This is a genomic window from Arthrobacter sp. MMS24-T111, assembly GCF_054888995.1.
The window spans coordinates 2,458,308-2,483,658 of sequence record NZ_JBTZRO010000001.1 but is presented as its reverse complement, the minus strand read 5'-3'; the positions used below and the strand labels follow the sequence as shown (position 1 = coordinate 2,483,658).

The window sequence follows — 25,351 nt, the reverse complement described above, 5'->3', positions numbered from 1 at the left end:
CGTCCTAGGTGGCTTCGGTGTCGAAGGGAGCGGTTTCGCCCGGGGCGAGCCGCTCCACAACCCGCTCAGGACGGGCAGGGGCGGCGTCGGCCACCGCCGCCGCACCGGATACGGCAGCCACCGCGGCCGGGGCTCCGGCGCTGACGGGCTTGGTGTCGTCGTCGAACAGTGCTTCCTTGATGATGCGGCGGGGGTCGTACTGGCGGGGATCGTACTTCTTCCAGTCGACATCGTCGATGTCGATGCCTACTTCTTCCTTGATTTGCTCCCGGGCACCGGAGGCCATCCGGCGCACTTCCTTGACCAGGTTTGCCAGTTTCTGGGTATATTCGGGCAGCCGTTGGGGGCCGATCACGAGAACTCCGATGATCAGCAGAATTATGAATTCCGGGCCGTTGATACCAAACACTTTAGGAAGATTACCCTCTCCGGGCTGCCAGTGACGATTCCCGTCCGGCTGACGTGGAAACAGTCCGCGTCACGGGGTGAACAGAGCTGCGATCTTGTTGATGCCGCGCTCCAGCCGTGATTCCAGCGGCTCCCCGGACTTTCCTGCGGACTGTTCTGGAACGGCGGCCGCAACACCCTCTGTTGCGGCATCGGCGACGTTCTTGAGGATCGGAAGGGCGTCATCGGCCTGCCCCGCGGGAAGGTCCGAGCGGTAGGTGATGGTGAGGCCGGCCGTGCGGTAGGTCGCGGACGCCGGGGACATGGACCATGCCTGCGAGGTGCCGGAATCCGGGTTGGACGGGTGCTGTTCGGTGACGGTGGCGTGGTGGGCGCCGTCGGTGAGGCGCAGTTCCACAGCCGGTTGTCCTTCCAGCAGCACCGCCCGTGCGGTTTCGAGGTGGAATCCCATGGCCTGCAGTTCCGGGCAGGCCCAGCCTTCGGTACGCAGCGAGGCCAGTTGGGCGGGATCCAGCGGGCGGCCGTCGGTTGGGGTCTGCAAAGAGACGTGGGAAAACGCCGCCTCCGTTCCGGAGGGTTCCCCCGCCACCGGGTCCCCCGCAGCGGTGAACGCCCCCACGGCGAGTACGCCGGCTGCCGCCATGGTCCCTCCTGCGGTGAACGCCAAGGCCCGGGCGGCCATCCGGCTTCCGGTGTGGCCCACGGGGGCGTCGGGCTGCGCCGCGAGTTCGTGGGTGCGCGCCAGGAGCCGTGCCGTCAGGTCGTCACTGGCGGGCGGGACCGGCGCCTGGCGGAGCCGCTCAAGGTATTGCCGTTCCCGGCGTACAGTGGCGGCACACTCCTGGCAGGCCTCGAGGTGGCTGCCGGAGCGCTGGTGCTTGCCGCCGAAAGGAAACTGGGACTTCATGCGCCGATCAGAGGATGCCCGCGATGCGCGGGATGGAGAGCTTGCGGCGTCCCTGCTGCGGGCGCGGGTCACGATGTGCCAGCTTTTCCCGCAGCATGGTCCTTCCGCGGTGGATACGGGAACGGACGGTGCCGAGTTTGACCCCGAGCGCCTCGGCCACTTCGTCGTAGGACAGGCCTTCGAGGTCGCAGAGGACGACGGCGGCACGGAAGTCCGGCGGGAGTTCCTCCAGGGCTGCCTGGACATCGAGGTCCAGGTTGTTCAGCTCGAAGCTCTGCTCGGGGCCGGGTTCGCGGCCGGGCAGGCGCGACTCGGCGTCCTCCGCCAGGGCATCGAATCGGATGCGTGTCTTCCGGCGCGCCTGGTCGAGGAACAGGTTGGTGGTAATGCGGTGCAGCCAGCCGTCGAGGGTGCCCGGCTTGAAGTTTTCCAGTGAACGGAAGACGCGGACGAACACCTCCTGGGTGAGGTCCTCGGCGTCGAACTTGTTCCCGGTCAGACGGTAGGCCAGCCGGTAGACCTTCGCGGAGTGATTGGTGACCACTTCTTCCCAGGTGGGACGGACCCACTCATCATCGGGATTGTTGACTGCAGGGACAGGTGCCACAACTAAAGATGACATCGTCCACTCCCCTCGTGGAATGCTAACGCCCGGATACTGTTGACATCTCTGATTCGGCGCCGGTCACCTTTTGGATGAGCGGATTCCAATCATGTCAAACTTGGCTGGGAATTTCCTGACCGAAGGGTAACTTCAGCCTTCGGCGCAACAGCCTCTTCCCGGGCCGGCAGGGCCGGACACAGTAGGCTAAAGGGGACATTCCCCCTTCACGCCCAGAAAGCGATAATTCATGAGCGCCGACAAGTCCAGCAGCTGGTCCTATGCAGAAGATCTGCCCGCTGAGGATGAGGTCATGCTTCGGGCGCGGGAACGTTCCTTTGAATTGGGTGTGAGCGCCATCAGCCCTGGTGTCGGCGCGGTCCTGACGGTCCTTGCTGCTGCGTCCAAGGCGCAGACCGCCGTCGAGATCGGCACCGGCGCCGGTGTCTCCGGCGTGTGCCTGCTTCGGGGCCTTGGCCCGCACGCTGTCCTGACCACCATTGACGTGGACGTCGAACACCTTCGCGCGGCCCGCGAGGCGTTCACGGAGTCCGGCAGCCCTGCCAACCGCACCCGCACTATCTCCGGCCGTGCCGGAGATGTCCTGCCGCGCCTTACTGACGGTGCGTATGACCTGGTCTTCATCGACGCCGACAAGCCCGGCCTGCCCGGCTACGTTGAGCAGGCCATCCGGCTCCTCAAGAGATCTGGCCTGTTGATTATCAATGACGCCCTGGACAAGGACAAGGTGGCCAACCCGGCCGGCCGCGAGGCCACTACGGTGGTGCTGCGCCAGGTGGGAAGGGCAATCCGCGACGACGACCGGCTGGCGTCCGCGATGCTTCCCACCGGCGACGGCCTGCTGGTCGCCGTCAAGAAGTAGGCCGGAAACAGGACAGGGCCCGCGGCGCGAGGCCGCGGACCCTGTCCGGCACGACTATTCGGTAACGCCTACCAGGCATTCCTTGAGGTTGGCTGCTTCGGCAGCGTTCAGCTCGACCACGAGGCGCCCGCCGCCTTCGAGCGGGACGCGCATGATCAGGCTGCGGCCCTCCTTGGTGACTTCCATTGGGCCGTCGCCGGTACGTGGTTTCATAGCCGCCATGAGGAATTCCCCTCCATTTTGTTCCAGGACTGATCAGCCCGGGCGGGCTGGGTCCGCATGTCGATCAAGCGGCTGTGGCGGTGTGGTGCTTCCCCCGCCGAGGCTGCGCGTTTTCTGGATGCTTGTGTCCTTGCTTACTTACTATTATCGCGGATTTACCCGCACGTAGCTAATCGATGGACATTTCCGTGCACCGGGCATTCCCGGCCTGACCTGCACTGAAGCCCCTTTTGCTAGGGCGGATAATCGCCGCCGCCAGGCAGCTGGGCCCAGGCCCAAAGCCACACGATCCACACGATCTGCAACAGCACGAACATGGCCACCACGGTCCCGCGGTAGGCCCGGGACCGGGACAGGAAGACGGCGCCCAGGGCCAGCGGAAACAGGGGCAGCAGCATCCTGAACGTACTGGTCTGGGGGTGGAGGAACATCAGCAGGTAGCCCATGTAGCAGGCGCACCACAGCCGGAGTTCGGCTCCGAGCCGCACTACCGGGGGAGGAACAGCATCACGCCGAACAGCGCCACGAAGACCAACGGCGCCAGCAGGCCAAGGACGGGGCCGAAAAGTTCGACGCCGGTATCGAACCAGGGCTTGAACGGCACCAGGTCCTGCCCCCGCCAGACCGTCTCGGTCTTGGTGTAGGCCTCGGGGTCACCCGTGGCGGCCCACGCGGCAGCAGGCCAGACCAGTGCGGACACACCTGCGACGGCGGTGAGTCCAGTCAGCGCCGCGAGGTCCCGCACCGAGTGGGATTCTTCTTCCGTTCCCGGCGCGGTGCCGCCCCGGAGACGGTCCACGGCGCGCCAGACCAGCAGCAGGCCCAGCATGGCCGCGAAGGGCACGCCCACGGGCCGCGACAGGCACAGCACGAACACCACCGGCATGGCCCACAGGTATTGGCGGCGCAGCACCAGCAGGAGGGCCCATGCAAGCAGCAGGAGGGACAGTGGTTCGGCGTACGGCACCTGCAGCACGGCCGAAACGGGAAAGGTCGAAAAGAACGCGACGCCCCACATCGCCTGGCCATGGTCCGCCCTCTGCCGGAACAGGACGTAGGCCAGCAACGCGGCGCCCCAGCCGGCCAGCATGGCGATCACGGTCAGCGAGGCGGCGGAATTCATGCCGGTGAGGCGGCTGAGCCCGCCGGCCAGCGCGGGAAAAAGCGGGTAGAAGGCCCACGTGTTTTCCTGCACGTTTCCGGCGGCGTCCGTGGGGAGCACGGAAGGGTAGCCATTGGCGATGACCTGGGCGTACCAGCGGGCATCCCAGATGTTGATGAAATTCCAGTAGTCCGGCTTCGGCGGGAACCAGGGGTTGACGCCCTGGTGGAGCGCGGCGGCCATGAAGATGCACGCCGAGACAAGGCGGGCGGCGCCATACAGGACAGTGGTTTGGATCCACCACGGCCAGCCGCGGACGGCGGAAGCAGCCCGGAGTGCGGCACTGTGGGCAGACGCCAAGGGGCTGCGGCGGTCCACCGTGCTCACGGGCCGCCCGTCCCCGGCACGGCGGTCCCGCGGGCGGCCTCGTCCGCGTCCGCGGAGGTGCCCGGGTCAGCCGGTGCCGGGTCCGCGGGGGCGGCGGGGCCGGCGTCGGAATCCGGTTCCGGTACGTCGCCTTCCATCGCGGCCAGCCGACTGCGGACTCCGCCACTTCCCGGTCCCTGGCGGCGAGTTGGTCCCGCAGGTCCTCCAGGACCTGGTCCACCTGGTCCATCCGGTAGCCGCGCAGCCCCAGCGAGAACCGTAGTTGGTCCACGTCCTCAGGTCCGGCGTGTGCTGGCAGCAAAACCGGTGGGAGGTTTGCGGGCGGGTCCTCGAGGCCGGCACCCAGCAGTGCAGGCAGCCCGGCACCGCCGGTGCCGCGGGAGCGCCGGCCCAGGCCGGCCCACAGGACCGCGGCTACCAGGACCACGGCGAGGAATACCAGAAAGAAACTCACTGTCCCATCGTGCCAGATCCATCCCGCCGGTCCGCGGCCCACGGCACGGAACCGTACCAGGCCGTGGTCCCTGTACTACTCCGGCCTCTGCTCACCGTTCAAGGAGGGGGTCACGGCAACGTGAAGTACACGGTCCACCGCTTCGGCGGGATCGTCAACGAGCTGGATCAGGTCCAGGTCCTTCTCCGAGACCATTCCCTCGGCCACCAGGGTGCCCCGGATCCATTCGATCATCGGCCCCCAGAATTCGACGCCCAGGAGCACGATCGGGAAGGACGTCACCTTCCGCGTCTGGACCAGGACCATGGCCTCGAACAGCTCATCCAGGGTGCCCAGGCCGCCCGGCAGCACGATAAAGCCCTGCGCGTACTTGACGAACATGGTCTTGCGGGCAAAGAAATAGCGGAAGTTGATGCCCAGGTCCACCCACTGGTTCAGGCCCTGCTCGAAGGGCAGCTCAATGCCCAGGCCCACGGAGACGCCGTTGCCTTCCACCGTTCCCCGGTTGGCCGCTTCCATGGATCCGGGTCCGCCGCCGGTAATAACCGCCACGCCGGCCTCGGCGAGCTTGCGCCCCACTTCGACGCCCATTTCGTAGTACTTGCTGCCGGGCTTGGTGCGGGCCGAACCAAAAACGCTGACGGCCTTTCCGATGTCCGCCAGCGCACCGAATCCTTCGACGAATTCGCTCTGGATCCGCAGGACCCGCCAGGGGTCGGTGTGGACGAACTGGCCGGGGCCCTTGGTATCGAGCAGATGCTGGTCGGACATTTCCACGGCAGCCTGCTTGCGGCGCAGTTCAAGGGGCCCTTTGCGGCGTGGCTGGGTTGTCTTGGCCGGATCAGCGTTGGTACTCATTCCCCTAGGCTAACCTCCGGCTCCAGGTATCTCTTGAATCACGATCGGCATGAACTTGGGGTGATTGGCGTCATAACCCACCGTTGTTCGCTAGATTCTTTCCTATGACTACTCATGTGCCCGGCGATGCCCTCGTCTCCCTGAACGCCGTTAATAAGCATTACGGCCAGCTGCACGTTCTGAAGGACATCAACCTCCAGGTCCGCAAGGGCGAGGTTGTTGTGGTCATCGGACCTTCGGGTTCCGGTAAGTCCACCCTCTGCCGGGCGATCAACCGCCTGGAGACCATCGAGGGCGGAACCATCAGCATCGACGGGAAAGTCCTGCCGGAAGAAGGCAAGGAGCTGGCCAAGCTCCGTGCCGACGTCGGAATGGTTTTCCAGTCGTTCAACCTTTTCGCCCACAAGACCATCCTTGAAAACGTCACCCTTGGACCCATCAAGGTCAAGGGCGTGTCCAAGGCGGAGGCTGAAAAAGAGGCCATGGCCCTGCTGGAGCGCGTCGGCGTCGGCCAGCAGGCGCCGAAGCTTCCCGCCCAGCTCTCCGGCGGCCAGCAGCAGCGCGTCGCAATTGCCCGTGCCTTGGCAATGAAGCCGAAGGTCATGCTGTTCGACGAGCCCACCTCTGCGCTCGACCCGGAAATGATCAACGAGGTCCTGGACGTCATGGTGCAGCTGGCCAAGGAAGGCATGACCATGATCGTGGTCACCCACGAGATGGGCTTCGCCCGCAAGGCTGCCGACCGCGTGGTCTTCATGGCCGACGGCCAGATTGTCGAAGACGAGGCGCCGGAGGAATTCTTCACCAACCCGAAGAGCGACCGCGCCAAGGACTTCCTGTCCAAGCTCCTCACCCACTAAGCACCCCGCACCCCTCCTGCCGCCACGGCGGCCGGCCAATGAAAGGTACCTGATGAAGAACTTCTTTACCCGAAAGAAGCCATTGTTTGTCGCAGCAACCGCGGCGCTGGCTCTTTCCCTCAGCGCCTGTGGTGGTTCCGGTGGCGGCGGCACCGCTTCCTCCGGCGCGGACGAAACTCCGTACAAGGTGGCTGACAACGTCACCCTCACGGGCAGCCCCACCTACGACGCGATCAAGTCCAGCGGCAAGGTCCGCATCGGCGTCAAGCAGGACCAGCCCGGCCTTGGCTTCAAGGACGCAGCGACCGGTGAGTACACCGGATTCGACATCGAAATCGCGAAGTGGATGGCAGCATCCCTGGGCGTGAGCAAGGACAAGATCGAGTTCAAGCCGATTCCGTCCGCCAACCGCGAGTCCGCCATCACCAACGGCGACATCGACTACTACGTGGGCACCTACTCCATCACGGACAAGCGCAAGCAGCTGATCGACTTCGCCGGACCGTACTTCGTCACCGGTCAGGGCCTGCTGGTGAAGAAGGACAACTCCAGCATCAACAGCGAGAAGGACCTCTCGGGCAAGAACGTCTGCTCGGCCACGGGTTCCACCCCGATCCAGAACATCAAGGCAAACTTCCCGGGCACCAAGACCACCGAGTTCGATACCTACTCGCAGTGCGTCGAGGCGCTCAAGAGCGGCCAGGTTGACGCCGTCACCACGGACCAGGCCATCCTGCTCGGCTACGCCGCCCAGGAACCGGACAGCCTGAAGGTAGTCGGCCAGCCGTTCACCACTGAAAAGTACGGCGTCGGCCTGAAGAAGGGCGACACCGCGCTGCGCCAGTTCATGAACAAGACGTTCACCGACGGTAACTCTGTGTGGCAGAAGATCTACGACCAGACGCTGGGCCAGTCCGGCACGAAGGTCGAACAGCCCAAGGTAGAGAACTACTAAACCAAAGTTGAGGGGGCGGCCACGCAGCCGCCCCCTCTTCCACTGTCGAAAGCGACGATTCTGTGAATACGCTGCTGAACAATTCGGATCTCTTTATTACGGGTTTCCGGAACACACTCATACTTTTCTTCTTCTCCGCGATTTTCGCCTTGGTCCTCGGGACCGTCGTCGCCGCGCTCCGGGTCTCCCCCGTTCCCGCCATGCGCGCCACGGCAACGCTCTACGTCAACGTGGTGCGCAACACCCCGCTGACCCTGGTTCTCTTCTTCTTCGCCCTCGGGTATCCGAAGCTGGGCCTGGTTCCGATCGACTTCACGACTGCCGCCATCATTGGCTTGAGCCTGTACACCGCCACCTATGTGGCCGAAGCGGTCCGCTCCGGCATCAACACGGTGCCCGTAGGCCAGGCCGAGGCCGCCCGCGCCATCGGCTTGCCGTTCACCCAAACCCTGACCCTCGTGATCCTGCCGCAGGCTTTCCGCGCCGTCATCCCGCCGATGTTCAGCGTGTTCATCGCCTTGCTCAAGAACACCACCGTCGCCGCCGGCTTCTCGGTCTTTGAAGCCGGCGCCATCCGGGCAAACCTCTCCGAGCGCGGTGAACCCGCGCTGACCGGCCTGCTCTGGGTCGCTCTGGTGTTCATCATCCTTGTCTTCATCCTTTCCGCACTGCAGCGAAAGCTTGAACAAAAGTGGAAGGTCTCACGATGAGTTCAATCCTTTTTGACGCCCCCGGCCCCAAGGCACGCTCCCGGTACCGGATTCTGGGCGTCGTCACGGCCTTGGTGATCCTGCTGATCGTCGGATTCGTCGTGCTGCGCTTCGCCCAGAGCGGCCAGTTCGAGGCGAAGAAATGGCAGTTGTTCACCTTCCCGCTGGTGCAGCAGACCATTGCCCAATCGGTCGGCGCCACCCTCTCCGCTTTCGCCACCGCAGCCGTGCTGAGCCTGGTCCTCGGCGTACTTCTGGCCTTCGGCCGGTTGTCCGACCGCCGATGGATCAGTGCTCCCTGCTACGGCTTCACGGAGTTGTTCCGCGCCGTCCCGCTGCTGATCCTCATGATGATCTTCTACTACGGCCTGCCCACCATCGGAATCCAGGGGATCACGCCATTCACCGCTGTGGTCGCCGGGCTTGTGCTGTACAACGGCTCCGTCCTTGCCGAGGTTTTTCGGGCCGGCATAGAGTCACTGCCCCGGGGCCAGAGCGAAGCCGGATACGCGATCGGCCTGCCCAAGAGCAAGGTCATGACCAGCATTTTGCTGCCCCAGGCCGTCAGGTCCATGCTTCCGGTGATCATTTCCCAGCTGGTTGTCATCCTGAAGGACACCGCTCTTGGGTTCATCGTCACCTACAACGAGATCCTCTTCCAGGCTAAGTACTTCGGCAGCCAGATCCAGTACGGATCCCCGATTATCCCGGCAGCCATTGTTGCCGCGGTGCTCTATGTGGGGATGTGCCTGATCCTGGCCGCTTTCGCAAAATGGCTGGAGCGCAGGCTTTCCCGCAAGCCCGGCGCAGCAGTCACACCGGCGGCTGCAGTTCCCGCCGAGGTGTAACCAGGCGGCAGCGACGCAACGCGGGAAGGGCCCGGAACCTGGCGGTTCCGGGCCCTTCCCGCGTTTCACATTCCCCTCAGGGGCGGTTCCTCGACGGCAGGCCGCCGTCCTGGCCGGCGAGCCAATCCTGCAGTGCGCGGAGGCAGGCGCGGATTGCGTCGGCGGATACGTGTTCGTTGTCCTTGTGTGCGAGCAACGGATCGCCCGGGCCGAAGTTCACCGCCGGGATACCCAGCTCGCTGAAGCGGGCGACGTCGGTCCACCCGTATTTGGGTTTGGGTTCAGCTCCCACGGCGGCGACGAAAGAGGCGGCCGCCGGGTGCTGAAGTCCGGGCCTGGCGCCGGCAGCCGCATCGGTGCGGACCACGTCGAAGCCGGCAAGCAGCTCACGGACGTGGGCTTCCGCCTGGTCCGGGGTCTTGTCCGGGGCGAACCGGTAGTTGATCTCCACCACGCAGCGGTCGGGGATGACGTTGCCGGCCGTACCGCCGTTGATCTTCACCGCGTTAAGGCTCTCGCGGTAATCCAGGCCGTCAACGTTGACGGTGCGTGGCTCATAGGCGGCGAGGCGGGCCAGGATTGGCGCCGCGGCATGGATGGCGTTGCTGCCCATCCAGGCGCGGGCCGAGTGGGCGGCCTCCCCCACAGTGCTGGCTTCGAACCGGCTGGTTCCGTTGCAGCCGCCTTCCACCGTGCCGTCCGTCGGTTCCAGCAGGATGGCGAAGTCGCCCTCCAACAAGTCGCCGTGGTTCCGGACCAGGCGTCCCAGGCCGCTCTTCACCGCTTCCACTTCTTCATGGTCGTAGAAGACAAAGGTGACGTCCCGCCGGGGCTGCCGGCCGCCGTCGAACAAGCCTGCCGCCAGGGCCAGCTGGACCGCCACGCCGCCCTTCATGTCGGTGGCGCCACGGCCGTAGAGGACACCCTCACCCGGAACTCCGGAGTCCCACGTCGAGGGGACCGTACCGCGGGAGCCCTCGGTCAGGGGCAGCGGGACGGTGTCCAGGTGGCCGGCCAGGATCACGCGCTCGCCCAGGCCGAGTTCGGTGCGGGCGATGATGGCGTCCCCATCACGCACCACCCGCAGCTGGGGAATCCCGGCCAGTGCGGCCTCCACAGCGTCCGCCAGTTGCTTCTCATTGCCGGACACGCTGTTGATGTCCATCACCGCTGCAGTCAGCAACGCCACGTCCTGGTGCAGGTCAAGGATGGACAGGGACGAGTCAGGGGCGGTTTCAGCAGTCACGAAGCCAGTCTAGTTCGAACCGCCTGCCCGCCCCTCGATAGACTGGAGCACATGACTGAGACCGCTTCCTCTGCCGTGCCCGAAACCCTCACCCCTGACACCGATGACCGTTCCGCCCACGGCTTTGGTGTTGCCACCATCGCCACCGGCGATGCAAGCGTCCTGGACGTCTGGTTCCCGGCACCGGCGCTTGGTGTCGCCGCCGAGAACCTCCGCTCGGTGGAGCACGCCGACGAAACCCTGACCCGCATTGCCGAGAACGGCGCAGACGAGGACCGCGGTACCGAGCAGAAGGTCGTGTTCGTCCAGATCAACCTCGATGAAGCCCCCGCGGACACCGCCGACGCCTACCTCCGCCTGCACCTCCTTTCGCACCGTCTGGTCAAGCCCAACACCATCAACCTCGACGGCATCTTCGGCAAGCTCCCCAACGTCGTGTGGACCAACTTCGGCCCCGCCGCCGTCGACGGCTTCGAACTGACCCGCGCCAGGCTCCGCCGGCGCGGCGCCGTCACCGTCTACGGCATCGACAAGTTCCCGCGGATGGTGGACTACGTGGTGCCCACCGGTGTGCGGATTGCCGACGCCGACAGGGTCCGCCTTGGTGCACACCTGGCCGCCGGCACCACCGTCATGCACGAGGGCTTCGTCAATTTCAACGCCGGAACCCTGGGGACCTCCATGGTGGAAGGCCGCATATCGGCCGGCGTCGTGACCGGCGACGGCAGCGATGTCGGCGGCGGCGCATCCATCATGGGCACCTTGTCCGGAGGCGGCAAGGAAAAGATCACCATCGGTGAGCGTGTGCTGCTCGGTGCCAACTCCGGCGTGGGTATCAGCATCGGCGATGACTCCGTCGTCGAAGCCGGCCTCTACGTCACGGCGGGCACCCGGGTGCGCATCCCCGGTCCCAAGGACGAGGTCGGCGAAGACACCATTAAGATCGTCAAGGCCGCTGAACTCTCGGGCGTGCCCAACCTGCTGTTCCGCCGCAACTCCACCACCGGCGCCGTCGAGGCGCTCCCCCGCGCCGGCCAAACCGTTGAGTTGAACGACGCCCTGCACGCCAACTGATCCGCGGGTGGGACGAAAACGCGGCCTGCGCCGCCTGGCGGTGCTGCTGCTTGCCCTCGCGCTGGCAGCGGGCGGCATCTATACCGCGGTGTACTTCGTGCAGCGTTCCGAAACCCTCGTTTCGGAACGCTGCACCGCTTCTGCGGGCAACCGCACCGGTGAGCTGGCGCCGGACCAGGCGGCCAACGCCGCCCTCATCACCGCCGTGGCGGTGCGGCGTGGATTGCCGCCCCGCGCTGCCACCATCGCCCTCGCCACTGCCATGCAGGAGTCAAAGCTGCGCAACATCGGCCACGGGGACCAAGCCGGGCCGGATTCGCGGGGGCTCTTCCAACAGCGGCCTTCCCAGGGCTGGGGCAGTGAAGCGCAAATCATGGACCCGTACTACGCCGTGAACGCTTTCTACGACGCTCTGGTGAAAATTCCAGGGTACGAGACGCTCGACATCACCGACGCCGCCCAGCGTGTCCAGCGCTCCGCCCATCCCGAGGCCTACGCCCAGCACGAGGAAATGGGGCGGGCGTTTGCCTCCGCCTTGACCGGCCAGACACCGGAGGGGGTCAAGTGCACGCTGCGCTCGGCCACCGCCGCGGGGGATGCGGCCGCGGTTGCGGGCGAACTGGAGCAGGCCTACGGCGGCGTGGATTCGCGGGCAGACGGCGCCACCCTGGTGGTGGAAGCCGACGGAACGATGGCGTGGTCCATTGCCCAGTGGGCAGTGGCCAACGCCAAGGACATGGCGGTGACCCGCGTTGATGTTGCCGGGCGGGCGTGGCAGCGTTCAGGCGGCGAGGGCTGGCAGGATTCAACCACGGCGGCCGGGCAGGTACGCATCACGCTGCGGCAGGGCGACGGCGGCGGGTGAGCCTGCGGGGTCAGACCAGGATTTCCAGCACCGGCTGGACGTAGCTGCGGAAGAGCTCCGGCTGGCCCATCAGTTCCTGGCTCATGATGATCTTGTCCGGTTCCAGGTACCACGCCCGCTGCTCGTCCAGCGGCAATTCGATGATGGTCAGGCGGAAGTCCCGCGAATCTCGGCCGATTTCCATCAGCCTGTCATCCACCATCTCCGCAAGCAGCTGGTCGGTGCCGCTGGCGACCCGTTCCCCCTCGAGCTCGGCATATTCGCTCCTGCGTTCCCTGGCCCAGGTGAGGGCTGAGCCGAAGTGCGCCTGCAGGACACGTTGCAGGGCCGGGGAATTGCCGAAGGCCTCAAAATCCGGTGGAGAAAGTTCGGGCGCCGTCTGCGGGTGTGCCTTGAGCAGTTGTTCCCACCAGGCCTCCCATTCGGTCTTCAGGGCGCTGAGTCCACCAACCTCCGCGGTCAGGTGGGTGTGGTCGGCGGACCTGATCTTGGGAGCCGCGTGGGACAGCACTGGACGGCCTACGCCGTTGAGGGCCGCCGCATCCCGGACATAGAGCGCAATCATCATCGGTCCGGACGTGTCCGTGGTGATTTGCCATCCTGAACCGCTTGCGTGGTGCATTCAAAGTCCTTCCCTGGCCGCCTTCCGCCGGACGTCATGGTGCCGTCCGGCGTACCGGCTTTCAGTCTATTCCCGCAGGCCATCCGCGGTAGTGCCGGACATGCTCCGGGTACGCGTCACCGGGCAAGACTGTCCAGGTGCCGGTCAAGGACATCGCGGCACATTTGCGCAGTCATCCAACCCGGCTGCAGCAAAGCGTGCATGCACAGGCCGTCCAAGGTAGCCAACAACCGCTCCGCCTCCAGCACCAGGTTGTCCTGCGGATCATCCGGCAGCAGCGCAGCAACCACCGTCCCGACAACGGCGGCGACCTCCCGGTGGCTGCGGTCCGCAACGGCTGCAAGGAACGGCCTGATCCGTGCCGCGTTCTTGAAGGCCAGCCAGGCGCAGGCCTCCACCGCGCTCTCCTGGTCCAGCGGCAGCAATCCGCCCAGCAGGGTTAAACAGCCTCGCGGTGTTCCGGGCTGCCCGGGACGGCCCCGTCCACGGCGGGCAGCAGTCGCTGGAGCCGTCCGACGATGCGGTCCACCACCGCGCCGAACGAGAAAGCGAGGAGTTCTTCACTTCCCGCAAAGTAGTGCCGCACGGAGCCCACCGCCAGGCCGGCCTCGTCAGCCACTTCACGCAGCGAGGCGCGTTCCAGCCCGTCAACGGCGATGATCCGGAGAACCGCCTGGACCACGTCCTGCCGCCTGGCATCTGCATCAACAATTTTGGGCACCCTCCTTATTAGCACACTTGTGCTTCTTTCGGAGTGTCACATCGGGCCGCCATCCGAAAAGCAGGGGCGGCCGGCGCCTGCCGTGGGATAGCGTTGAGGCATGAGAATCTTGGTTACAGGTGGCACCGGCTACATCGGTTCCCACACTGTTCTTTCCCTGCAGGAAGCCGGCCACGACGTGGTTGTCATCGACAACCTGGTCAACTCGAGCGAAGAGTCGCTGCGGCGGGTTGCCGAGCTCAGCGGCAAGGCCGCCGAGTTCCACCACGTCGACCTGGTGGACGAAGCTGCCGTCGAAAAAGTGTTTGCGGGCGCCGCCATCGACGCCGTGATCCACTTCGCCGGCCTCAAGGCCGTCGGGGAGTCGGTCCGGGAGCCGCTGAACTACTACTACAACAACCTGGTGGGCACCCTGAACCTGATCCGCGTCATGGACCGGCACGACGTCCGGTCCATCGTGTTCAGCTCCTCCGCCACCGTCTACGGTGAGCACAACCCCATTCCGTACGTGGAAAAGATGGAGCTCGGTGCCAACAACCCCTACGGGCGCACCAAGGAGCAGATCGAGGACATCCTCTCGGACCTTGGCGCAGCGGACACCCGCTGGCACATAGCACTCCTGCGCTACTTCAACCCGGTGGGCGCCCACCCGTCCGGCCGGATCGGCGAAGACCCCCAGGGAATCCCCAACAACCTGGTTCCGTTCATCGCCCAAGTGGCCGTGGGCCGGCGCGAGAAACTCATGGTGTTCGGCGGCGACTACGACACCCCGGATGGTACCTGCCTGCGGGACTACATCCACGTTGTCGACCTGGCCGAAGGGCACGTGGCTGCGCTGAACCACATTGCCGCCCGCACTGGAGTCTTCCGCTGGAACCTGGGCTCCGGCAAGGGCTCCTCCGTCCTGGAGGTCCTGCGCTCCTTCGAAAAGGCCGTCGGCAAGCCCATCCCCTATGAGATCACCGGCCGCCGCGCAGGAGACCTGCCGGCGTTCTGGGCCGACGCCACGTCCGCGCTGGCGGATTTGAGCTGGTCCACCACCAAGACGGTGGACCAGATGTGCGAGGACCACTGGCGGTGGCAGAAGAACAACCCCCAGGGCTACGCCAGCTGAACCCGGCGATTGCTCCGTACTTGTCGTTCTGACTTCTCAAAACGACAAGGACGGAGCAGTCGATCGAGGCAGAACGCGAAACGGCCGCCCACCTGTGAAAGGTGGGCGGCCGTTTCGTCGTCCTTCAACCGTTGCCGGCAGCAGGTCAGCGTGCCGGGTAGTCACGCTCCGGCTCACCGATGTACAGCTGGCGCGGGCGGCCGATCTTGGTGTTGGGGTCGCTGATCATTTCACGCCACTGCGCGATCCAGCCCGGCAGGCGGCCGATCGCGAACAGGACCGTGAACATCTTCTCCGGGAAACCCATGGCCTTGTAGATCAGGCCGGTGTAGAAGTCCACGTTCGGGTAGAGCTTGCGCTGGATGAAGTAGTCGTCGTTGAGCGCTTTCTCCTCCAGGCGGAGTGCGATCTCGAGCAGCTCGTCGTTGCCGCCGAGCTTGGTGAGGATCTCGTGGGCCGTGGCCTTGACGATCTTGGCGCGCGGATCGTAGTTCTTGTACACCCGGTGCCCGAAGCCCATGAGGCGGACGCCGTCTTCCTTGTTCTTGACCTTTTCCATGTAGTCCTCGGGCTTGAGGCCCTCGGCCTGGATCTGGCGGAGCATCTTCAGGACGGCCTCGTTGGCGCCGCCGTGGGCGGGGCCGAAGAGGGCGTTGATGCCTGCAGAAACAGAGGCGAAAAGGTTCGCGTTGGAAGAGCCCACCAGGCGCACCGTGGAGGTGGAGCAGTTCTGCTCGTGGTCCGCGTGCAGGATCAGGAGCAGGTCCAGCGCCTTGACGATGACCGGGTCCAGCTCGTACTGCTCGGCCGGCAGGCCGAAGCTGAGGCGCAGGAAGTTCTCCACGAGGTTCATTGAGTTGTCCGGGTACAGCATGGGCTGGCCGATGGACTTCTTGTGCGCGTAGGCGGCGATGACCGGCAGCTTGGCCATCAGGCGGATGGTGGAAACCTCCACCTGCTCGGCGTTGAACGGATCCAGCGAGTCCTGGTAGAACGTGGACAGCGCGGATACCGCGGAAGAAAGCACCGGCATGGGGTGCGCGTCGCGGGGAAGCCGCCGAAGAAGCCCTTGAGCTCCTCGTGCAGCAGGGTGTGGCGCCGGATCTTCTGGTCGAACTCATCCAGCTCGGTGGGCGTGGGAAGGTTGCCGTAGATCAGCAGGTAGGACACCTCGAGGAAGCTGGAGTGCTGTGCCAGCTGCTCGATGGGGTATCCGCGGTAGCGCAGGATGCCCGCATCGCCGTCGATGTAGGTGATGGCGGAGGTGGTTGCTGCGGTGTTCATGAAGCCGGGGTCAAAGGTCACGGCACCGGTCTGCTTGAGCAGTTTGGAGACGTCGTAACCTTCGTTCCCTTCAACAACCTGGATGCGCGGGAGCTTCAGCTCGCCACCTGCGTGGAGCAGGGTCGCAGCATTGTTGGTCTCAGTCATGGAGTCCCCTTCATGAGGCGTCTTCGGCCTCTGTCGAAAGCTTGATCCAACATCAGGTGAGCCGCGCACTGAGCCTGAGAAGACAGGTTCCAACACCCGGGCTGCCTTCTTGTAGAAAGCCACCATTGATCGTCAACTTAAAGAGTACCGCTCCTTGGCGGGTGTCACTAATCCGCAGGCTTTCCATCCGGCCTAAAATGCACCGAATGTGGGGCGAGTCACACGATTATTACGGGTCCCTGGAGCCGGATCAGGCCAGCCGTGCAACAGCGGCATCGATCCGCTCGTCGGATCCGGTCAGGGCCACCCGAACATGGCCGTTGCCGGCGTCACCGTAGAAGACGCCCGGGCCAACCACGATGCCTCGTTCGGCCAGGCGGGCTACCGTGGCCCACGTGTCCTCTCCCGCAGTCGACCACAGGTACAGGCCGGCATCGGACTCCTTGATCTCCAGGCCGAAGTCCAGCAGCGCGGGTACCAGTCGTTCGCGCCGGCCCCGGTACAGGTCCTTCTGGGCCTCGACGTGGGTGTCATCCCCCAGCGCCACCCGCATGGCCTCCTGGACGGGGTAGGGAACGATCATCCCCGCGTGCTTGCGGCTGTTGACCAGGTTGGGCATCAGGTCCGGATCGCCGGCCACGAAGGCTGCGCGGTAGCCCGCCAGGTTGGACTGCTTGCTCAGCGAGTACACGGCGAGCAGGCCCTGGTGCGAGCCGCCGGCAACGTGGGGATCAAGGATGCTGGGGACGCGCCGGCCGCCGCGCTGGACGTCCCAGTCGCCCCAGCCGAGCTCTGCGTAACATTCATCCGATGCCACCACGGCACCAATTTCACGAGCCTGGATCACCAGGGCCTTCAGGGACTCCACATCGCGGACGCTGCCCGTGGGGTTGCCCGGGGAATTGACCCAAATGAGGCGCACGCGTTCACGCGTGGCGTCGTCGAGCTCGTCCAGGTTGTCCGTGGCCACCGAAGTGACTCCGGCCAGGGTGGCACCGATATCGTACGTGGGGTAGGCCACCTTGGGGCGTACGACGACGTCTCCGGGCTTCAGGCCGAGCAGCAGCGGGAGCCAGGCAACGAGCTCCTTGGAACCCACTGTAGGCATGATGTTTTTGGGGTCCAGGCCCGCCACTCCGCGCCGGCGCTCGAACCATCCCGCGATGGCTTCCCGCAGCGCCGGCGTGCCATGGACAGTGGGATATCCCGGGGCGTTGGCGGCGGCCTTCAGTGCGTCCTGAACCAACTGCGGGGTGGGATCCACGGGCGTGCCGATGGAGAGGTTTACTGCCCCGCCCGGGTGTTCCGAGGCCTTGGCCACGTAGGGGGCCATAGCCTCCCACGGGTAGTCGGGCAGGTTCAGGCCAAACGAATTCACTGCTGCGGTCACGGCTCGCGTCCGGGTCAGTGGTCTTGGTTCTGCGGCGGCAGGGCGGCGATCATCGGGTGGTCCTTGCCCGTGTTGCCGATCTTGGCCGCGCCGCCCGGGGATCCGAGGTCATCGAAGAACTCGACGTTCGCCTTGTAGTAGTCAGCCCACTCATCCGGGGTGTCATCTTCGTAGTAGATGGCTTCCACCGGGCAGACGGGTTCGCAGGCGCCACAGTCGACGCATTCGTCCGGATGGATGTACAGCGAACGCTCGCCCTCATAGATGCAGTCCACGGGGCATTCTTCGATGCATGCCTTGTCCTTAACATCCACACACGGCTGCGCGATTACGTACGTCACGTCCCTGGCCTCTCCACGTTGGGTTCCGGCGACCCGCCGGTTCTTGCGTCCGGCAGCACGGCCGGACTCTTGACATCTGAGCCTATTATCCCCCAGCCCGTTCCCGCCAACCTAGCCGGCACCCTAGTATGAACTGGTGAGTCTGCCTGTTGCCGCGCCCGCCCGGTTCCTGACCGCGGCGGCCCCTGGTACCCGCGTCGTGGTCCGTTACCGGATTGACGGAGGCCTGACCGACGCCTTGGGCCATTTGCTGGCATGCGACGCCGGTTCCTGTACCATCCGCACCCGCCGGGCAGACGTCGTCATCCCGCTGGAACGCGTGGTGGCGGCCAAGGAGGTCCCGCCCGCTCCCCCGCGGCGCTCCGCGCTGTAACGGCCACTCCCGCGCCGGCCCCAGGGCAACAGGCGCGGGATTGCCGCGCAGCACGGCCGTAAAACGCGCAGCACAGTTGTTAAGCAGAATGCCACCGGTGCAGTACCGGTGGCATTCTTGGCGTTCAGGCGTTGTTATGCCTTGGCGCGGGCGCGGTTGGCCTTGGCACGCTCGTTGGTGTCAAGGATCACCTTGCGGATGCGGATGGACTCCGGGGTGACCTCAACGCACTCGTCTTCACGGGCGAACTCGAGGGACTCTTCGAGGGTCAGCTCGCGCGGCGGGGTCAGGTTCTCGAAGGTGTCCGAGGACGCCGCACGCATGTTGGTGAGCTTCTTTTCCTTGGTGATGTTGACATCCATGTCGTCGGCGCGGGAGTTCTCGCCCACGATCATGCCCTCGTACACCTCGGAGGTGGGCTTGACGAAGAAGGAGCCGCGTTCCTGCAGGTTGATCATGGCGAACGGGGTCACAACACCGGCGCGGTCGGCAACCATCGAGCCGTTGGTGCGGTACTCGATGGGACCGGCCCAGGGCTCGTAGCCTTCGGAGATGGAGGCGGCGATGCCTGCACCGCGGGTGTCGGTCAGGAACCGGGTGCGGAAACCGATCAGGCCACGGGCCGGGACGATGAATTCCATGCGGCACCAGCCGGTGCCGTGGTTGGCCATGTTGGTCATCCGGCCCTTGCGGGCGGCCATGAGCTGCGTCACGGCACCGAGGTATTCTTCGGGCACGTCGATGGTCATGTGCTCCATCGGCTCGTGAATCTTGCCGTCCACCAGCTTGGTCACAACCTGCGGCTTGCCGACGGTCAGCTCGAAGCCTTCGCGGCGCATCTGCTCCACCAGGATGGCCAGCGCCAGCTCGCCACGGCCCTGGACTTCCCAGGCGTCGGGACGCTCGGTGGGGAGTACCTTGATGGAGACGTTACCGATCAGTTCCTTATCCAGGCGGTCCTTGACCTGGCGGGCGGTGACCTTGGCACCCTTGACCTTGCCGGCCAGCGGCGAGGTGTTGATACCGATCGTCATGGAGATCGCGGGATCATCCACCGTGATCAGCGGCAGCGGCTGCGGGTTCTCGGCGTCGGTCAGGGTCTCACCGATGGTGATTTCCTCGATACCGGCAACCGCCACAATTTCACCGGGGCCGGCGGATTCGGCCGGCACGCGGTCCAGTGCCTTGGTGGCCAGCAGTTCGGTGATCTTGACATTTTTGAGCTCACCGTTGGCACGGGCCCAGGCAACGGTCTGGCCCTTGCGCAGGGTGCCGTTGTAGATGCGCAGCAGTGCGAGGCGGCCGAGGAACGGGGAGGCGTCCAGGTTGGTGACGTGTGCCTGCAGCACACCCTCCGGGTTGTAGGTCGGGGCCGGGATGTGCTCGATGATGGTCTTGAAGAGCGGCTCCAGGTCCTCGTTCTCCGGAGCGGTGCCGTCGGCGGGCTGCTCGAGCGAGGCGCGGCCAACCTTGGCTGCGGCATAAACGACCGGCACTTCGAGGATCTTATCCAGGTCCAGGTCCGGAACTTCGTCCGCGAGGTCGGAGGCGAGGCCCAGGAGCAGGTCCATGGACTCGTGCACGACCTCTTCGATGCGGGCGTCGGGACGGTCGGTCTTGTTGACCAGCAGGATCACCGGCAGGTGTGCGGCGAGGGCCTTGCGCAGCACGAAGCGGGTCTGCGGCAGCGGGCCTTCGGAGGCGTCCACGAGCAGCACGACGCCGTCGACCATGGACAGGCCGCGCTCGACCTCACCGCCGAAGTCGGCGTGGCCGGGGGTGTCGATGACATTGATGGTGATGGTCTCGCCGTTGGAGGACGGACCGTTGTAGGCCACCGTGGTGTTCTTGGCCAGGATGGTGATGCCCTTTTCACGCTCAAGGTCACCGGAGTCCATCACGCGGTCTTCGAGGTGGTTGTGCTCGGCAAAGGAGTTGGTCTGCTTGAGCATGGCGTCGACCAGGGTGGTCTTGCCGTGGTCAACGTGGGCCACAATCGCGACATTGCGGAGGTCACTGCGGGATGCAGTGGCCACCGCGGTGTTGGTGGTGGTTTCAGACATGCGTAATTGCTCGATTCAGTGGAGTCAGCTGTTGTATCGCGACATTTCCAACTGGAACGCACGACGGACAAGGCCCTTGGCACAGGGCGCCTGCATCTATTCTAGCCGGTGAGCCATTTGTTGGCCTAAAATCCGGCGGGACCACGGGTCCGCGGGGTGCACTGTGGCAGGGCAGGAGCGGCAAAAGTGTGACGAAATTCACTGGTACTTCCGGGAGCGTGGCATGATTGCTCTGACGCAGAGCCCCACCTTCAGAGCAAGTCGGAGACCACGATGCCCCGTGCCACGGCCATCACGCCCAACGGCGCCACCCGTGCCGCCACCATCGTGGCGTCCGGGCTCCTGGCAACCTCCGCCGTCCTGGGGCTCGCCGGGTGCGGGGCGCCTGCCGGCGATGGGGTCAGTTCCCTGTCGCGGGCCGCAGCGTCCGGTGGACAGGCCCCCGCCGCCGTGAAGACCAACGTGGCAGCCACGTCCCGGCTGCTCAATGCCGGGAACGGACGGCTCGAGGCGGTGGTACCGGACATCAGCAGGACTGTCCTGCTGATCGGGGATTCCCAGTCTGAACCCCTGGACGGCTGGCCGCGCCTGGGCCTCGCCGCTGCCGGGTACGACGTGTATTTTTGCGGCCGGGGCGGCACGGGGTACGTCGCGGCAAACGGTGCCACCGGCAACTACGTTGACGCCCTGGAGCGCGGGGACTGGCTGCTCCCGTCAGGCAGCCCGGCGCTGATCGTCATCGAGGGTGGCGGCAATGACGCGGCCACCGGGGCAAGCAACACCCAGATTGTCCGCAACGCCGGGCGGCTGATCGCCGATCTCAAAACCCGCTACCCCGGCACTCGGATAGCAATGATCGGCACGTTGGCACGCGGCGCGGACGACGGCGGCGGACGTCGCAGCGAAGTGGACGCGCTGGTGGGGTCCGTGGCTGCCGCCCACGGCCTGCCCTTTGTTTCCACCGGGGATTGGCTGACCCGCTACGGACTCGCCAAGGACCTGGCTGATTCCGTCCACATGAACGCCGCCGGTCGCGTGGCCCTGGGCGGGATCCTTGAGCGACGGCTCAGGGAGTTGAAACTGGACCGGACATCGGCCGCTGACCAGGGTTCCCTGGCGGCGGTCCCCGGCGGCATCAGCGGACTGCAGGACTAAGACTTAAACAGGTGGAGCCGGGACCCACGGTCCCGGCTCCACCTGTATGGGCTGCGCCCTACGCCACCTCAGGCGGAAGCATCAACTTCGCACCGGGGATGGCGTTGAGCAGCGCCTTCGTGTAGTCCTGCTGGGGCGACTCGAAGACATCGTCCGTCGAGCCCGTTTCCACCAGCCTGCCCTTTTCCATCACGCAAACGTGGTCGGCGATCTGCCGCACCACGGCGAGGTCGTGGGTGATGAACAAGTAGGTCAGCCCAAGGTTGGCCTGAAGGTCGGCGAGCAGGTTCAGGACCTGCGCCTGCACCAGGACGTCGAGGGCGGACACGGCCTCATCACAGATGATCACCTCGGGATCCAGCGCCAAGGCGCGGGCGATGGCAACACGTTGACGCTGACCGCCGGAGAGTTCGTTCGGGTACCGCTGCATGGCGGACTGGGGCAGCGCCACCTGGTCCAGCAGAGTCCGGACTTTCTTTTCCCGGCTGGCCTGGTCGCCGATCTTGTGGACCCGCAACGGTTCTTCGATCGTGCGGTAGATGTTGTACATCGGATCGAGCGAGCCATACGGGTCCTGGAAGATCGGCTGGACCCGCCTGCGGAACTTGAACAGTTCGGCCGGCTTCAGCGCCGAGGTGTCGACGCCGTCGAAAAGGATCCTGCCGTCCGTCGGCTTCTCAAGCTGGAGCACCATCTTGGCCACCGTGGACTTACCAGACCCCGACTCCCCCACGATCGCCGTCGTGGTTCCGCGCCGGACGTCGAAGCTCACGCCGTCGACGGCCGCGAAATCCGCCGCCTTGCCCAGCCCCTGGCGGAGCTTGTACACCTTCCGCAGGTCCTGGATCTGCAGGAAGGTATCGGACTTCGCCGTCTCGGCGGCAGGCGCCAGCAGGTCTGTCGTCTCCACACCCTGTTCCTTCGCCACCTGGATACGGCGGCTGGCCAGGGACGGAGCCGACTCCACGAGCCGCTTGGTGTACGGGTGCTGCGGGTTGCGGAGCAGTTCCAGCGACGGTCCGGCTTCAACGACGCGGCCCTGGTACATAACGACGACCTTGTCCGCGCGCTCGGCTGCCAGGCCGAGGTCGTGGGTGATCAACAGGACGGAGGTGCCCAGTTCGTTGGTCATGGTTTCCAGGTGGTCCAGGATCTGCCGCTGGACCGTCACGTCAAGGGCCGACGTCGGCTCATCGGCAATCAGCAGCCGCGGTTGGCAGGACAGGCCGATAGCGATCAGGGCGCGCTGGCGCATGCCGCCGGAGAACTCGTGCGGGTACTGGTTGGCCCGGCGCTTGGCGTCCGGCAGCCCGGCCTGGGAAAGCACCTTGGCGATGTCGTCCGGCCCGCTGGGCCGTCCGTTCGCGCGCAGTGTTTCCCGGACCTGGTAGCCGATCTTCCAAACCGGGTTCAGGTTGGACATGGGGTCCTGCGGGACCATGCCGATGGTGTTGCCGCGCAGTTCAATCATGCGCTGCTCGCTGGCGTGGGCGATGTCCTCCCCGTCGAGCAGGATCTGGCCGCCGGATACCTTGCCGTTGTTGGGCAGGAGGCCGATGGCCGCCAACGCGGTGGTGGACTTGCCGGAGCCGGACTCCCCCACGATGGCCACGGTTTCGCCGGGCATGATGGTCAGGTGGGCGTCCCTTACGGCCTTGACTTCACCGCCACCGGTCTTGAACGTGATGGCGAGGTCGCGGATTTCGAGCAGCGGCCTGATCCCGGTGGTGCCGGCCTCATCAATGCGGACGTCTGGAGTTGTCATCTCTTTATCTCTCATCGCTGACGGCTCTTCGGGTCGAGGGCGTCGCGCACGGCGTCGCCCAGCATGATGAAGCTGAGCACCGTGATGGACAGCGCCGCGGCCGGGTAAAGCATGATTTCCGGCCGGGTCCTGATCGATGCCTGCGCACCGGCAATGTCATTGCCCCAGGACATGATGCTCTGCGGCAGGCCGATGCCCAGGAAGGACAGGGTGGCTTCCGCCACGATGAACACGCCCAGTTCAAGCGTCGCAAGGACGATGATCGGTGCGAGGGCATTCGGCAGGACGTGGCGGATCAGTGCCCCGAACTTGGAAACACCCAACGCCCGCGCCGCCGTAACGAAGTCCGAGTTACGTACTTCAATGACCGCCCCGCGGGTTATACGGGCCATTTGCGGCCACGCGAGGAGCGATATGACGAAGACTACGGTCCATACGCTCTTGTTCTCGCGGAACAAGGGAAGCTGCGTAATGACCAGCGCACCGAGGACCAGCGGCAGGGCGAAGAAGATGTCGCCCAGGCGTGCCAGCACGGCATCGATCCAGCCGCCGTAGTATCCGGCGAGGGCACCGAGCGTCACGCCGATGACCAGGACGCAAAGGACCGAGAGCAGGCCCACGGACAGCGAAGCTTGCGTGCCGTGGATAACCCTGGAGTAGACGTCGCAGCCCTGGAAGGTGAAGCCGAACGGGTGCCCGGCGGTGGGGCCGCCTTCGGAGTTGGCCAGTTCGCAGCCCTCGTTGGGGGGCGTGGACGTGAACAGTCCGGGGAACAGCGCAATCACCACCAGGGCAAGGATCAACAGTGCCGAGATGATGAAGAGCGGACGACGGCGGAGCTTGCGCCAGGCGTCTGCCCACAGGCTGAGCGGGGCCTGGTCAGTCTTGACGGCATCCGTTGCCTGCAGCGGGGTCTCGTCGATGGGTGCCACAAAGTGGTTTTTATTACTGGTCATAGCGGATCCTCGGGTCAAGCCAGGCGTACAGGAGATCAACAAGCAGGTTGGCCACCACGAAGACCAGCACCAGCACGCTGACGATGGAGACGATGGTGGGGCCTTCACTGCGGAGGACTGCCTGGTAGAGCTTGTTGCCTACGCCGGGAACGTTGAAGATGCCCTCGGTGACGATGGCACCGCCCATCAGGCCGCCAAGGTTGGCGCCGAGGTAGGTGACCACCGGGATGAGCGAGTTGCGCAGGATGTGCGCCAACACCACCCGGGGCCGCGAGAGGCCCTTGGCGGTGGCGGTCCGCACATAATCGGCGTTCATGTTCTCGCTCACGGACGCGCGCGTCAGGCGGAGGACGTAGGCAAAGGAGACGAGCCCCAGGACCACGGCCGGCAGCAGCAGGGTGACCCAGTCGGCGTTGGCGCCCACAGTGGGTTTTGCCCAGCCGAGCTTTACGCCGAAAACGAGCTGGAAGACGAAGCCCAACACAAACGTGGGAACGGCGATGACCACCAGCGAAGCGACCAGGACCGTGGAATCGAACCAGCCGCCGCGGCGCAGGCCTGCGAAGACGCCGAAAGCAACGCCAAAGATTGCTTGGATTGCCAACGCTTCGACGGCCAGCATTGCCGTCACGGGGAAGACCCTGGCAAGGCTGGCCGCGATCGGCTGGCCGGTGAAGTCGTTGCCCAGGTTGAAGGTGAAGAGGTTCTTGAGGAACAAGCCGTACTGGACCCAGAAAGGCTGGTCCAAGTGGTACTGGCTGCGCAGGGTGTCAATAACTGCCTGCGGGGGCTGGCGGTCGCCGAAGAGCGCGGCGATGGGGTCGCCGGGCAGGGCGAACACCATGTAGTACACCAGGAGGGTCGTGCCGAGGAACACAGGGATCACCTGCAGGAGTCGGCGCAGGATAAACCGGATCACAGGATCACCTGCCTTCCGGTAGGGGGAAAACGCGTTCATGAATGCCTTCCTGCCGCTTGCAAGCCAATGGGGGCCCGGACGTAACCGGAACCCCCATCAGCCTTCGGCAAGTTAGATCTGG

24 protein-coding genes and 3 pseudogenes are annotated in these 25,351 nt (G+C 65.3%); 10 read left to right on the top strand and 17 right to left on the bottom strand.

Annotated elements, in window-relative coordinates; translation table 11 throughout:
- Nucleotides 1-4: 4 nt before the first annotated feature.
- From ACX5I6_RS11725 to sigE, 3 genes are all read right to left on the bottom strand, one after another.
- A complete protein-coding gene (locus ACX5I6_RS11725; RefSeq protein ID WP_285248748.1) occupies nucleotides 5-409 on the bottom strand; it encodes a Sec-independent protein translocase family protein in 405 nt (134 codons plus the stop codon).
- A 69-nt stretch (nucleotides 410-478) separates the two neighbouring features.
- Nucleotides 479-1,315: an anti-sigma factor gene (locus ACX5I6_RS11720; protein WP_461840576.1), complete on the bottom strand. Its 837-nt coding sequence runs from the start codon at nucleotides 1,313-1,315 to the stop codon at nucleotides 479-481.
- A gap of 7 nt (nucleotides 1,316-1,322) precedes the next feature.
- On the bottom strand, nucleotides 1,323-1,937 hold the full coding sequence (sigE, locus tag ACX5I6_RS11715) for an RNA polymerase sigma factor SigE (RefSeq protein ID WP_461840575.1): 615 nt from the start codon (nucleotides 1,935-1,937) through the stop codon (nucleotides 1,323-1,325).
- A 229-nt stretch (nucleotides 1,938-2,166) separates the two neighbouring features.
- Here sigE and ACX5I6_RS11710 point away from each other — a divergent pair, with 229 nt between their 5' ends.
- The gene (locus ACX5I6_RS11710) at nucleotides 2,167-2,799 is read left to right on the top strand and encodes an O-methyltransferase (protein ID WP_018760302.1); all 633 of its coding nucleotides are present in this window, start codon (nucleotides 2,167-2,169) and stop codon (nucleotides 2,797-2,799) included.
- 54 nt (nucleotides 2,800-2,853) lie between these two features.
- Here the strand turns inward: ACX5I6_RS11710 and ACX5I6_RS11705 are convergent, their stop codons facing one another.
- The 4 genes and pseudogenes from ACX5I6_RS11705 to ACX5I6_RS11690 all read right to left on the bottom strand — a co-directional run bounded on the left by ACX5I6_RS11705 (nucleotide 2,854) and on the right by ACX5I6_RS11690 (nucleotide 5,822).
- Nucleotides 2,854-3,021: a DUF3117 domain-containing protein gene (locus ACX5I6_RS11705; RefSeq protein ID WP_009357720.1), complete on the bottom strand. Its 168-nt coding sequence runs from the start codon at nucleotides 3,019-3,021 to the stop codon at nucleotides 2,854-2,856.
- Between the two features lie 233 nt (nucleotides 3,022-3,254).
- Nucleotides 3,255-4,510, bottom strand: a pseudogene (locus tag ACX5I6_RS11700) (hypothetical protein).
- A complete protein-coding gene (locus ACX5I6_RS11695) occupies nucleotides 4,507-4,647 on the bottom strand; it encodes a hypothetical protein (protein ID WP_461840574.1) in 141 nt (46 codons plus the stop codon). Before ACX5I6_RS11695 ends, ACX5I6_RS11700 begins: the two are co-directional and overlap by 4 nt.
- A 392-nt stretch (nucleotides 4,648-5,039) precedes the next feature.
- Nucleotides 5,040-5,822, bottom strand: a complete 783-nt coding sequence (locus ACX5I6_RS11690) for an LOG family protein (RefSeq protein WP_133831014.1) — start codon at nucleotides 5,820-5,822, stop codon at nucleotides 5,040-5,042.
- A gap of 104 nt (nucleotides 5,823-5,926) precedes the next feature.
- Here ACX5I6_RS11690 and ACX5I6_RS11685 point away from each other — a divergent pair, with 104 nt between their 5' ends.
- From ACX5I6_RS11685 to ACX5I6_RS11670, 4 genes are all read left to right on the top strand, one after another.
- Nucleotides 5,927-6,682 (top strand): amino acid ABC transporter ATP-binding protein, encoded by a 756-nt coding sequence (locus ACX5I6_RS11685; protein ID WP_461840573.1) that lies wholly within the window; start codon nucleotides 5,927-5,929, stop codon nucleotides 6,680-6,682.
- A gap of 52 nt (nucleotides 6,683-6,734) precedes the next feature.
- Nucleotides 6,735-7,637, top strand: a complete 903-nt coding sequence (locus ACX5I6_RS11680; protein ID WP_387456951.1) for a glutamate ABC transporter substrate-binding protein — start codon at nucleotides 6,735-6,737, stop codon at nucleotides 7,635-7,637.
- A gap of 62 nt (nucleotides 7,638-7,699) precedes the next feature.
- Nucleotides 7,700-8,347, top strand: coding sequence for an amino acid ABC transporter permease (locus tag ACX5I6_RS11675; RefSeq protein WP_285248740.1), 648 nt, complete (start codon nucleotides 7,700-7,702; stop codon nucleotides 8,345-8,347).
- Nucleotides 8,344-9,195 (top strand): amino acid ABC transporter permease, encoded by an 852-nt coding sequence (locus ACX5I6_RS11670; RefSeq protein ID WP_461840572.1) that lies wholly within the window; start codon nucleotides 8,344-8,346, stop codon nucleotides 9,193-9,195. The genes ACX5I6_RS11675 and ACX5I6_RS11670 overlap by 4 nt, the downstream gene beginning before the upstream one ends.
- 76 nt (nucleotides 9,196-9,271) lie before the next feature.
- Here the strand turns inward: ACX5I6_RS11670 and dapE are convergent, their stop codons facing one another.
- Nucleotides 9,272-10,441, bottom strand: coding sequence for a succinyl-diaminopimelate desuccinylase (dapE, locus tag ACX5I6_RS11665; RefSeq protein WP_461840571.1), 1,170 nt, complete (start codon nucleotides 10,439-10,441; stop codon nucleotides 9,272-9,274).
- Nucleotides 10,442-10,492: 51 nt separating this feature from the next.
- Here dapE and dapD point away from each other — a divergent pair, with 51 nt between their 5' ends.
- Nucleotides 10,493-11,515 (top strand): 2,3,4,5-tetrahydropyridine-2,6-dicarboxylate N-succinyltransferase, encoded by a 1,023-nt coding sequence (gene dapD, locus ACX5I6_RS11660; RefSeq protein WP_461840570.1) that lies wholly within the window; start codon nucleotides 10,493-10,495, stop codon nucleotides 11,513-11,515.
- A gap of 7 nt (nucleotides 11,516-11,522) precedes the next feature.
- Nucleotides 11,523-12,380 (top strand): hypothetical protein, encoded by an 858-nt coding sequence (locus ACX5I6_RS11655; protein WP_461840569.1) that lies wholly within the window; start codon nucleotides 11,523-11,525, stop codon nucleotides 12,378-12,380.
- A 10-nt stretch (nucleotides 12,381-12,390) separates the two neighbouring features.
- Here ACX5I6_RS11655 and ACX5I6_RS11650 read toward each other — a convergent pair whose 3' ends face one another.
- Nucleotides 12,391-13,002, bottom strand: a complete 612-nt coding sequence (locus ACX5I6_RS11650; protein ID WP_018760314.1) for a hypothetical protein — start codon at nucleotides 13,000-13,002, stop codon at nucleotides 12,391-12,393.
- Nucleotides 13,003-13,118: 116 nt separating this feature from the next.
- Nucleotides 13,119-13,723, bottom strand: a pseudogene (locus tag ACX5I6_RS11645) (TetR/AcrR family transcriptional regulator).
- 100 nt (nucleotides 13,724-13,823) lie between these two features.
- Here ACX5I6_RS11645 and galE point away from each other — a divergent pair.
- A complete protein-coding gene (gene galE / locus ACX5I6_RS11640) occupies nucleotides 13,824-14,837 on the top strand; it encodes a UDP-glucose 4-epimerase GalE (protein ID WP_461840568.1) in 1,014 nt (337 codons plus the stop codon).
- A 145-nt stretch (nucleotides 14,838-14,982) separates the two neighbouring features.
- On the opposite strand, the pseudogene ACX5I6_RS11635 reads toward galE, so the two are convergent.
- The 3 genes and pseudogenes from ACX5I6_RS11635 to fdxA form a co-directional block, all read right to left on the bottom strand.
- Nucleotides 14,983-16,268: pseudogene (locus ACX5I6_RS11635) on the bottom strand (citrate synthase).
- A 250-nt stretch (nucleotides 16,269-16,518) separates the two neighbouring features.
- Entirely contained in the window at nucleotides 16,519-17,658 is a 1,140-nt protein-coding gene (gene dapC, locus ACX5I6_RS11630; protein WP_461840567.1) for a succinyldiaminopimelate transaminase, read from the bottom strand.
- Between the two features lie 14 nt (nucleotides 17,659-17,672).
- The gene (gene fdxA, locus ACX5I6_RS11625) at nucleotides 17,673-17,999 is read right to left on the bottom strand and encodes a ferredoxin (RefSeq protein WP_009356972.1); all 327 of its coding nucleotides are present in this window, start codon (nucleotides 17,997-17,999) and stop codon (nucleotides 17,673-17,675) included.
- Nucleotides 18,000-18,135: 136 nt separating this feature from the next.
- On the opposite strand from fdxA, the gene ACX5I6_RS11620 reads away from it, so the two are divergent.
- A complete protein-coding gene (locus ACX5I6_RS11620) occupies nucleotides 18,136-18,372 on the top strand; it encodes a putative acetyltransferase (RefSeq protein WP_018760320.1) in 237 nt (78 codons plus the stop codon).
- 134 nt (nucleotides 18,373-18,506) lie between these two features.
- Here ACX5I6_RS11620 and typA read toward each other — a convergent pair whose 3' ends face one another.
- Entirely contained in the window at nucleotides 18,507-20,435 is a 1,929-nt protein-coding gene (gene typA / locus ACX5I6_RS11615) for a translational GTPase TypA (RefSeq protein ID WP_018760321.1), read from the bottom strand.
- A 273-nt stretch (nucleotides 20,436-20,708) separates the two neighbouring features.
- On the opposite strand from typA, the gene ACX5I6_RS11610 reads away from it, so the two are divergent.
- Entirely contained in the window at nucleotides 20,709-21,590 is an 882-nt protein-coding gene (locus ACX5I6_RS11610; protein ID WP_018760322.1) for an SGNH/GDSL hydrolase family protein, read from the top strand.
- 58 nt (nucleotides 21,591-21,648) lie between these two features.
- On the opposite strand, the gene ACX5I6_RS11605 is transcribed toward ACX5I6_RS11610, so the two are convergent.
- Genes ACX5I6_RS11605 through ACX5I6_RS11595 form a run of 3 tightly spaced genes read right to left on the bottom strand, consistent with a single transcriptional unit; the run spans nucleotide 21,649 to nucleotide 25,230 of the window.
- A complete protein-coding gene (locus ACX5I6_RS11605) occupies nucleotides 21,649-23,355 on the bottom strand; it encodes a dipeptide ABC transporter ATP-binding protein (RefSeq protein WP_018760323.1) in 1,707 nt (568 codons plus the stop codon).
- A gap of 11 nt (nucleotides 23,356-23,366) precedes the next feature.
- The gene (locus ACX5I6_RS11600) at nucleotides 23,367-24,311 is read right to left on the bottom strand and encodes an ABC transporter permease (protein WP_018760324.1); all 945 of its coding nucleotides are present in this window, start codon (nucleotides 24,309-24,311) and stop codon (nucleotides 23,367-23,369) included.
- Nucleotides 24,301-25,230: an ABC transporter permease gene (locus tag ACX5I6_RS11595; RefSeq protein WP_018760325.1), complete on the bottom strand. Its 930-nt coding sequence runs from the start codon at nucleotides 25,228-25,230 to the stop codon at nucleotides 24,301-24,303. The genes ACX5I6_RS11600 and ACX5I6_RS11595 overlap by 11 nt, the downstream gene beginning before the upstream one ends.
- Nucleotides 25,231-25,351 lie beyond the last annotated feature (121 nt).